This window comes from Streptomyces sp. NPDC001002, from assembly GCF_053599215.1.
The window spans coordinates 24,366-30,551 of record NZ_JBSFLV010000109.1 but is presented as its reverse complement, the minus strand read 5'-3'; the positions used below and the strand labels follow the sequence as shown (position 1 = coordinate 30,551).

2 protein-coding genes and 1 pseudogene are annotated in these 6,186 nt (G+C 67.8%); 1 reads left to right on the top strand and 2 read right to left on the bottom strand.

Annotated elements, in window-relative coordinates; all coding sequences use genetic code 11:
• Positions 1-1,525: pseudogene (locus tag ACWDR3_RS35205) on the bottom strand (polymorphic toxin-type HINT domain-containing protein); the annotation flags it as partial.
• A gap of 481 nt (positions 1,526-2,006) precedes the next feature.
• On the opposite strand from ACWDR3_RS35205, the gene ACWDR3_RS35200 reads away from it, so the two are divergent.
• Complete coding sequence (locus ACWDR3_RS35200) at positions 2,007-5,495, top strand: DNRLRE domain-containing protein (protein ID WP_450356633.1); 3,489 nt, start codon at positions 2,007-2,009, stop codon at positions 5,493-5,495.
• 14 nt (positions 5,496-5,509) lie between these two features.
• Here the strand turns inward: ACWDR3_RS35200 and ACWDR3_RS35195 are convergent, their stop codons facing one another.
• Entirely contained in the window at positions 5,510-6,157 is a 648-nt protein-coding gene (locus tag ACWDR3_RS35195; protein ID WP_450356632.1) for an NADPH-dependent FMN reductase, read from the bottom strand.
• Positions 6,158-6,186 lie beyond the last annotated feature (29 nt).

Sequence of the window (6,186 nt, the reverse complement as noted above, 5' to 3'; positions counted from 1 at the left end):
GGCCGCGTCGCCGAGGTCCCTGCCCAGTCCGGACTGCTTGATGCCGCCGAAGGCCACGGCGGGGTCGAACTCGTTGTCCACCGACCGCGTTCAGTCCGTAGTAGTACCGAGTGCCGTCCGTGGTCGTGACGACCCAGTACTCACCGTTGTTGTCGCTGTTGCTGCCGCCGACCCGGTGCTCGACCCGGGTGCCGTCGTCCTGTTGCGGACGGTAGACCTCGGTGTCCTTCTCCGGGTCACTGCCCGAGGCGGCGTCCCGGACCAGTTCGGTGGTCTTGCCGGCCAACGACATCACCGCGTTGTACGACGCCCAGCACAGGTCGGACGTCTTGTTCTTCTTGCCGGTGTTGTTGGGGATGCCGGCGTCGAGCGTCTTACGGTCGTCCTGGCAGGAGCGGTAGCGGCGCTCGATGTGGCCGGCGTCGTAGTCCCAGCCTTCACCGATCCAGGAAGCCTGCGGTGAGGAGACGGCCGTACGGCCGTCCACGGTCTGCGAACTGTAGTTGAAGGAGATCTTGGGCGCGGGGCCCGCCGGTGCGCCCGGCACGGTCAACGGGTAGGACCAGGTGAACGCGCCCGACGACCCTCCCGCCTCCCACTTGCCGTCCGAGGCGAGCGGTGTGGCCGTGAAGGTGCCGCCACCGCCGCCGCCGGAGTCGACCGCGCCGACGACTGCCGTACCGCTGCCCGCAGCTGCCACCGGAGTCACCGGGGCCTGGTTGCGGTAAGTCGTCTGGACGACACCGGAGTTCGTGTGCTGCGCGGACGAAGCCGAGGCAGGGGTCACGGTGTCGCCGCCCGCCGGGTCGACCGTGGCGGTGAGCGAGGCCGACGCCGTGTCGTTCGTCGTCTCCAGTTCCTCGTACGCCGTGCAGGCCTCGTCGTCCGGCGTCGTCAGGTAGCAGTCGGGAAACTGAACGAAGCGCAGGCGAGACGCCCAGTCGGCGCCGTACAGATTCTTGAACCCGGAGTAGTTCAGCTTGACGGAGACGGGTACCGAGCCGCCGGCGGGAGCCTGGACGACGAGCACAGCACCGTCCACGCCCTGGCCGACCGATGAGGTGCGGTCCGGGATGCTCACCTGCCAGGTGCCCGTGGGCGCCGACTGGTCCGGTGCCTGGCCCAGGCTGACGGGCAACGTGCCGACGGGGCTCAGGGCCGACTGCTCGGCGTTGGCCGTGGCCGTTCCGGCCGAGGCCGCCGCGGTCGTGCTCGAACTGAAGGTGACTGAGCCCGCCAGGCCGGAAGGCGGGCTCGTCGTCCCGGTCGGCGCGACCGACAGATCCTTGGGAACCTTGGCCTTGAGAGTCTTCAGGTTCCGGCTGAACTCCTTGCCGGGCACCGGCGGTTCGCTCTCAAGGTGCTCAAGGGTCAGCGTCTCGCGTCCGGTCTCTTCCGCCGATGGATCAGGGGGGATCGCGAGCGCCTGCGCGGGCAGCAGCCCTAGGAGCAGCGCGGCCGCCACGGCGGGCACGGCTGCGCGCGTCAGGCGGCGTTCGCGGGCATGCGAAGGTCGACGGAACACGGCGGGACCCCCCGGACCACTTGAAGCGGGACCGGTGACGGACCACGCACGACGACATTCCAGATGACGGAGATTCTGTGATCGTCCTGTGAGGGAATACCAGAGCTCAGTGGGGCAATGTGATCATAATCACTGAGCGTAATGATTCATTACGCACCGATATCACATGAAGGCGACATAGACCTTTGCCCGTGAGCAACTCCTCATTGATCCTCAATAGGTTGAATAGCGATTTCCCCGTTCAAACGGCCCGTCAATTCTTCAAGGATTGTGCGGTTTTCCGCATTTCACCGCTCGCCGGTCCGAACACCCGAGATAACGGGGAGCCGTCGGCCCGAGCCCGCCGAGAACCCGAGCTCCACCACTCACACCTCGCACGCGAAATCCCCACAGGGTGACGACAGCTCCTCCATAGGTCATCATCGGCTGGCCCGGTCGCGCCCTGCCACGCGCCGGCTCCAGGGGGAAGGGAACTCGACCGATGACGCGTAACTGGTCTCGTACGCCCGGCCGTCGGCTCGGCGCGGCACTGCTCGCCACGGCGGTCGCGACCACCGGCATCGTGTATGTCGGATTCCGCCTGGACGACAAAGCCGCTCACGGCACCGGTGGACACGACCGACGCACGAAATCCGTCACCGAAGCCTCCGCACTCACCAAGGCGGCACGGACCGGAAAAGCCGTCGAGGCAACTGCCGCGCGTACCCCGCACTCCAGTACGTGGGCCCGCCCCGACGGACTCATGATGAAGCAGCTTTTCTCTTCACCCGTCCGTGCAAAGGTCGGCGGTGAGTGGAAGAAGATCGACCCGAGCCTGCGCCGAACCAAGCAAGGCTGGGAGCCGAAGGCCACCAACACCCGGTTGGTGTTCTCCGCCGGATCGCAGGGACGTGACGAGCAGCGCGCCTCCCGCTCGGCCCCGCACCGGGTGTCCCTGGTGAAGCAGGCCGCCCAGGCCGACACCGAGACTCCGTTGGTCACGCTGTACGTCGGCAGCGCAAGTGAGTACGAGATCCAGCTCACTTGGCCAGGCCCCGTCCCGACCCCGGTCATCGACGGCAACCGTGCGCTGTACCCGGAGATCTTCCCCGGCGGCGACCTCGTGCTGACCGCCGACGACGACGGATTCGGTCAGCTCGTCGTCCTGAAGAACCGTCAGGCAGCCTCCGATCCTCACGTACAGCAGTTGGTGTACGGCCTGCACTCCGCCCGCCTCACCTTCCGCCTCGATCCCGCGTCCGAGATCGTCAGCGTCGAGAACGCCGACGACGAAGAGGTCGCGGTGTCGCCCACCCCACTGATGTGGGACAGCAGCGGAACTCCAGCTGTGACGGATGGCCAGGTGGGCGCCACCGCCCAGCCGACTGCCACCGAGGCACCGGATCCGACCGGCTCTGCACCCGAAGGACCCTCGGACTCTCCGAGCCCTTCCGAGGAGGAGCCACCCGAGTCCGACGAACAAGGCGATGCCGACGTCGAAGTGCTGCCGTCGGCCAGCGACGGAGCGGCACCGGACATCTCGGAATCCCCGCTGCCCTCCGTACCGGCCGAGCCGACGCCCGCCCCTTCCCCGACCGGCTCGTCCGCGACGCTGGGCCTGCCCTCCCTCGACGGTCCCTCCCCCGACTCGCGCGGCAACGTGGTCGAGGCCGCCCTGTCCACCGGTCAGTGGAAGCTCACGCCCGACCAGGACTTCCTGAACGACCCGGCCACCAACTACCCCGTCTTCATCGACCCCTCGGTCAAGAAGCACACCCAGAACTGGACCACCGCCTACGACCGCTTCCCCAACGCCACGTTCTACAACGGCAAGGGCTTCAACAAGGGCGGCACCCACGAGGCCCGCGTCGGCTTCGAGTCCGACACCTGGGGCACCTCGCGCTCCTTCTTCAACATCTCCTTCGACAAGGACCTCAAGGGCACGAAGATCACCAGCGCGAAGCTGCGCATGCTGGAGACCTACTCCTGGTCGTGCCAGGACCGCTCGTTGAGCGTCCACCTCACCGGAGACATCGACTCCCACACCAACTGGAAGAACGCGCCCGACCTCCACGACGGCAACAAGCTGGCCACCAAGAGCTTCGCGCACGGCTACAAGTCCGGCTGCCGCGACGCCTTCGAGACCTTCGACGTCAAGAAGGGCGCCCAGAAGGCCGCCGACAAGGGCGAGGAGATGATCACCTTCGGTCTGCGCGCCCGCGACGAGAACGCCCAGTACGCGTGGAAGAAGTTCCAGGCCAACGGTGACTTCGCCCCCGTCCTGGAACTCGTCTACAACCGCAAGCCCACGATCGTCTCCAACTCTCTCGACCTCGGCCCGGACAGCAAGTGCACCACCACGAAGCCGTACGTCCGCATGGGCTCCGGCGACCTCGTCTTCACCGCCAAGGCCACCGACAAGGACAAGAACCTCGACTTCCTCGACTTCGACCTGTGGCAGCTGGGCCAGTTGGACACCACGGGCGACCTGCTGAAGTCGACGGGCAAGGTCCCTGCCGGCGCCGACACCGGCACGGCTCTCAAGTCGACCAAGGGCTTCTCCACCAACGGTCTCAAGAGCGGCGCCACCTACTCCTGGCGGGTCCGGGCGGTCGACGACGCCGGTACGACCTCCGGCTGGTATCCGACGAAGGCACCCTGCCGGTTCGTCCTCGACACCACCGCGCCAAGGCCGCCCAAGGTCAGTTCCACCGACTTCCCGAACGCGGACGGCAGCGAGAACGGCTTCGGCAGCGGCTCGGAGGACGCCGTCTGGTCGGTCAAGAAGTTCGGCGAGGCCGGTTCCTTCACCTTCCGCGCGCTGAACACCGACGTGAAGCGCTACGAGTACGGCTACAACTCCCCCAGTTTCACGGGCAGTGCCAGCCGTGTCGTCGGCTCCCCCACCAGCCAGACCACCACCATCACCACCGCGAAGCCACCGACCGCAGGACCCAACGTCCTCTACGTCCGCACCATCGACAGCGCCGACAACCCCTCGGAACCGACGAAGTACTTCTTCTACGTCACTCCGCGCGACCAGGCCGACAAGCCCGGCGACTTCACCGGTGACCAACTGCCCGACCTCATGGCCGTCACCGAGGCCGGCAACCTCGCCCTCTACCCCTCCCAGGCGGACCTCACCGACCTGACCAAGGGCACCGGCGACCTGGACTACTCGATGGCCGGCGCTTATCACGCCAACCCCGACAAGGATCCCAACGGCGACGACCTGCCGCCGTATGTCGCCGCCCCCGGCGGGCACTTCAAGGGTGCGCTGATCACGCACAACGGTGACATCTACGGCGGTGACGGCCTCCAGGACCTCGTCGTACGTGTCGGCGGCAGGCTGTGGGTCTATCCCGGCGACGGCTACGGCGCCGTCAACATCGATCGCCGTCAGGAGATCCTGCTGCCGGCGGGCGCCCCTGATCCCGCCGCCTTCACGCAGATCGTCGCGGCCGGGGACATCACCGGCGACGGTCGCACCGACTTCTTCGCCACCGTGAGGAACGCCGCCGGAACCGACGACGAGTTGTGGGTCTTCACCGGGTATCACGGCGCGACCGTCGATCAGGCCGTCCGCCTGGTCGCCTCCTCCTGGAAGGAGCGCGACATCGTCCTCGCCCAGGACGTGTCCGGCGACGGCGTCACCGATCTCGTCTTCCGCTCCGACGGCACCGGCCGGCTGCTGCTGCGCAAGGGCATCGCCGCCAGCTCCGGTGGCGTGGATGTGAACTCGCTGGCCACCGCGGCCAACTCCTCCGGTGGGGCCGACAGTTACTACAGCCCCGCCGGCTGGGCGAGCAGCAGCATGCCCTTCCTGTACGGCACGCCCGACGTCAACAAGGACGGCATCCCCGACATCTGGGCCGTACGGGCCGACGGCTCGGTCCGCTTCCACGCGGGCGGCCGGACCGCCGCGGCCGAGTCCGGCATAGAGGTCGTCGGTGCCAACTCCGCCTGGCCGAAGCGCATTTCCGTGGGCTGAGGGGTGGGGCCGCCCTAGACCGGATACGGCCGCACCCCCCGTCCCTCCCTCAACACCCGCCCCCACCACACCAGTTGATTGAGCATCACCTTCGCCGCAGCGTCCGGACCCGACGGGTCCTTGAGGCGGCCCTCGTCGAAGGACGCGCCCGCGTTGTGGAAGGAGACGGTGTCTCGGATCGTCACGGCGTGGAGTTCGGCGAAGACCTGGCGGAGGTGTTCGACGGCGCGGAGGCCGCCCGCTAGGCCGCCGTAGGAGACGAGGGCGACCGGCTTGGCGCGCCACTCGGTGTAGTGCCAGTCGATGAGGTTCTTGAGGCCCGCCGGGAAGGAGTGGTTGTACTCGGGGGTGAGGACGACGAACGCGTCGGCCGCCGCCAGTCTCGGGGTGACCGTGGAGCGGGCGGCGAGGGCCGCGGCGCTGGGTTCGAAGGTCGTCGGCAAATCGGCCTCCGCAACGTCCATGACCTCCGGGTTGAGGTCGGTGTGGTCGCGCATGTGGTCCAGGAGCCAGTCCGCGACGATCGGGCCGAAGCGGCCGTGGCGGTTGCTGCCGAGGACGAGGGTGACGGCGAGGGGGGACGCGTCGGCGGAGCCGGGTGCGGGTGCAGGTGCGGGTGCGAGCAGGGGGTCGGTTGTTGTTCGCGATTCTGTGGTCTGCATGGGGAGAGCCTCGTACCTCAATCTTTGTT